The following is a 3,682-nucleotide window of genomic DNA, read 5'->3' as shown; positions in this document are numbered from 1 at the left end:
CCCCCTTCCCAGAGCCATCGCGCCCGCCGGGTCCGGCACACGGACCCGGGGGCGCGCTGCCGCATCGACCATGCCGGACCCCCGGCCCTGACCCGTCTTGGGATGTGATGAAACGTGTCCGTGAAGATCTCGTATGACGATCTGGGGGCCCTGTACACGAATCTGCTCGCAACGCAGATCGAGTTCGAAGATGCGTCGAAGCGCAGCGGCGATTTGAGCGACGACATCGACTCGCCCTACGGCCGAAGCGAACTGCGCGACAAGACGCACGACTTCGAAGGTCAGTGGGACGACCGTCGCAACAAGCTGAACGAGGGCCTGAAGGCGGTCACCGAACAGGCCAAGACGGTGCTCGAGGGCTTCGGTGACTTCGACACCCAGGTCGCGGCGGAACTGGCGCAGCAGATGCAGGAAGTCGAGTAATCGCATGGCCATCCATCAGTCACCGGACGGCCGTCCGGTCGAGGTCGTCGCCGGCGACGGCGCTGCCGTCAGCGAGCGGGGACAGCAGATCATCAACCTCGGTGCCGCCATGTCCGATGCCGAGCAGCTGCTCACGCGGCTGGTCGAGAACGGCGCCGACATGGAGGGCAAGGCGGTCGACAAGCTCCGCGAACTCAGCGGTGAGGTGAACGTCGAGCTGGGGCGCGCAGCGGACCTGTACGAAGCGGTCGGTCCGTATGTGAAGGCTTACGGTGACGAGCTGGCCGCGGTCAAGGCCCTCATGGTCACGACCGTCGCGGACGCGGATTCGTACTGGCTGCGGTACCAGCAGAAGCTCAGCGAATGGCAGAGCGCGCAGATGGCGCCCGTGCCCACGCCGACGGATGCCGAAGGCGACGGCGACACCACGGCGCAGACCGCGCACGACAACGCCGTCGAGACCGCCGAGGACGAGAAGGAAGACGCGTACCGGCTCTGGAAGAACGCCGCGGACGACTTCGACGATCAGTACGACCGCTGGGAGGACGCCTTCGACGCCGCCGTCGCCGGCGTGAAGTCCTCGACGGCCAACGGCATCGAAGACAGCTGGCGGGACGATCTCGACGGCTTCGTGGATTTCGCCCTGGACGTCCTCGCTATCGCGGGCGTCGTGCTCGCGGTGCTCGCGCTCGTGGTCGGTGGCCCCATCGTCGCGCTTCTCGCGCTCGCTGTCGGCGTGCTGACACTCGCCGGAACGCTCTGGCAGTACTCGCGGGGTGACGCCGCACTCTGGGAGGTCGGGCTGGCGGTGCTGGCCGTCATCCCCTTCGGCGCGTTCGGCGAGTTCGCGAGTGGAGGCTTCAAGGCCGGGATGCGCGCCTGGGGCGGGCTCTCGCAGGGCGGTCTCTCCCTCGGCGACGACGCCGCCCGCTGGACGCTCAGCTTCGGGTCACGCAACCCCGGCCAGTGGATCTCGAACATGCGCTCGCTCGCCCCGGAGGCCGGCTACGTCGCGAACTCGCTCGACGACGTCATGAGCACGGTGATGAGCGGTCAGGACCCCTTCATGTGGGAGGTGATCGGCGAGCTCGGCACCACCGGCGAGCAGCTCACCTACGCGGTGGGCGCCGTCGGCACGCACTACAACAACATCGCGAGCACGATCGGCGGCCTGCAGGGTCTCTACAACCTCGCCACGGACTGAGGCGACGTGGGCGGAGCGATGCGGGCGGACGCCTGTGGCAGGGTAGTCCGGTGACTTCTCTTCGAGAGCAGCTCGGGGGCGGGCGTCAGGGCGTCCCCGAGCTCCGGATGATCCTTCCGCCGGGCTGGGTGCTCTACGACACCTCCGAGCAGACAGAGCGGGATCTGCTCGAACAGGCTCGGGTGCGCCTGCGCGACGCGGGCCGGCCCGAAACCTATGCCCTGCTCTCCGAGCATGTGAAGCGAGCGCTGGCCGCTGCCCGCAAGCAGGGGGCGTTCATGATGATCATGGCCGGCGACGAGGCTCCGGAGTGGGCGACCGTTCCGGTCAGCATCCTGGGAACCCTCGTCAAAGGCGCTCCCGGGATCTCGCTGGACGCGATGGTCGCCGATGCCGTCGAGCGTCGCGGAGCCCGCGCCCTGCACGACAGCCGTCAGTTCCTCCGATGGGTCGATGAGCGGAAGGTTGAGCTGTCGGGCGAGACAGCGGGCGCGTACACCGTCGTGTACCTGACTCCGATCCCCGGCTCGCGCAGGGCGCAGGCGCTCCAGCTCACGGCGACGCTCGTCCACCCGGTCGACACCGACCCGACCGCCGACCCGGCGATGGCCTCGTGGCTCGAGCTGCTGGACGCCCACGTCGCCACGCTCACCTGGACCGGTCGATGACGCGGGTGGCTTTCGAGCACGACGAGGCGACGAGCATCGTCGTGCCCGCCGGCGGACTGGGCGGCGAGCAGGCGGAGGGGTGGGCGCGCGACGCGGCCGCGCGCCTTGCCGGCCACCACGAGTTCAGCGCCGAGATCCGAGACACTCTCAGACGCGTCCTCGTACGGGCTCAGAGGTCTGCCGCGGAGGATCCGGCGACCAACGTGCTGCTCTTCGAACCGGGCACCGCATCGTGGGCACCGCTGCGCCTGACGCTCCTGGATCGCGAGCTCGACGTCGAGGAGCAGTCCCGCTATCTGCAGCCCGACGCCGTGCTCCCGCCGCGGCTTCGCACCGTCGTCTCGCAGGGTCTCGGTCAGGGCTGCTCGTCCACCGCGGTGGACCACGACCTCCGCGGCACGATCCGGTGGCTGTTCCTCCCCGGCGGGGCCACGTTCTTCGCGGTCCTCGGACCGCTGACGCCGCCGGCGATCCCGCTCGCCGCCGCCATCGCCGAGAACATCCTCGACACCGTCCGCATCGAGGGCGCCACCGGCCCTTCGACGGATTTCGACCCTCAGGCGCTCGTCGCCGCCGCGCAATCGGATGAGGTGTCATGGCGGATCTGACGGACGGTCCGGCGACGATCTACGCGCGGGCGGTGAGCGCCTGGCAGCCGATCGACTGGTGGAAGCTCGAGGCGCGCGCGCTCGGCGGCATCCCGGACCTTCGCCGTGCACTGGCCTTCTTCGCACCGACCGAAGCGTGGAAGGACCTGTCGAAAGGCGTGTCGACGGGGTGGGGGTTCCTGCTGACGCTGTCGCACATCGCCAGCTTCACGCTGCCCGCCGTCGCCGCATTCCTGCTCGCGGCGTGGCTGTTCGACCGCGACGACATCGCGCCCGTCGGTGTCGCGGGAGTCCTTGCGGCGGTCGCGGCTGTGATCGGCGGCATCGGCCTGATCACGGAGCACCGGGAGTCGCTGGGGACCGATCCGAAGATCGGTCGCCTGCTCGGGTTCCTCCATCTCATCCCCTCGCTGCTCGGCGCGATGATCGCCGGCCTTGCGATCGCGCAGGGCTCAGCCGCCTTCCCGATAGGCATCCTCGGGATCATCCTCGACGTCGTCGTCGGTGTGCTGCACTTCGTGTTCAGCCGCGGGCCCGCCCAGGACGGCAGCGATCGATGGCGGCGGAACTTCGCGCGACTGGAGAAGGCGCTCGAGGAGCTTCCGCCGGATGAGCGGGCTCGGGTGTACTCCGACATCCAGCACGCTCTCGTCGTCCTGGGCGACCGCGGTCTCATCGGCGACGACGCGTTGAACAGGGCGGGCGACGTGCGCATCGGCCTGCTCGGCATGACGATGGCCCCACGCGCCGACCTCACGCCCGGCCCTCGCGCCGGCTGA

5 protein-coding genes are annotated in these 3,682 nt (G+C 69.4%); all 5 read left to right on the top strand.

Annotated elements, in window-relative coordinates; genetic code table 11:
* Nucleotides 1–120: 120 nt before the first annotated feature.
* Genes WYM_RS18735 through WYM_RS18715 form a run of 5 tightly spaced genes read left to right on the top strand, consistent with a single transcriptional unit; the run spans nt 121 to nt 3,682 of the window.
* Complete coding sequence (locus tag WYM_RS18735) at nt 121–423, top strand: flagellar protein FlgN (protein WP_157525375.1); 303 nt, start codon at nt 121–123, stop codon at nt 421–423.
* 4 nt (nt 424–427) lie between these two features.
* A complete protein-coding gene (locus WYM_RS18730; RefSeq protein ID WP_019182378.1) occupies nt 428–1,627 on the top strand; it encodes a hypothetical protein in 1,200 nt (399 codons plus the stop codon).
* A 50-nt stretch (nt 1,628–1,677) separates the two neighbouring features.
* Entirely contained in the window at nt 1,678–2,295 is a 618-nt protein-coding gene (locus WYM_RS18725) for a hypothetical protein (protein ID WP_157525373.1), read from the top strand.
* Nucleotides 2,292–2,903 (top strand): hypothetical protein, encoded by a 612-nt coding sequence (locus WYM_RS18720; protein WP_019182376.1) that lies wholly within the window; start codon nt 2,292–2,294, stop codon nt 2,901–2,903. Before WYM_RS18725 ends, WYM_RS18720 begins: the two co-directional genes overlap by 4 nt.
* The gene (locus tag WYM_RS18715; protein WP_019182375.1) at nt 2,891–3,682 is read left to right on the top strand and encodes a hypothetical protein; all 792 of its coding nucleotides are present in this window, start codon (nt 2,891–2,893) and stop codon (nt 3,680–3,682) included. The genes WYM_RS18720 and WYM_RS18715 overlap by 13 nt, the downstream gene beginning before the upstream one ends.

It is taken from the genome of Microbacterium yannicii PS01 (assembly GCF_000304335.1).
Lineage (GTDB): Bacteria > Actinomycetota > Actinomycetes > Actinomycetales > Microbacteriaceae > Microbacterium > Microbacterium yannicii_A.
The sequence above is the reverse complement of the archived record's forward strand: the minus strand, read 5'-3'. Positions and strand labels throughout refer to the sequence as shown.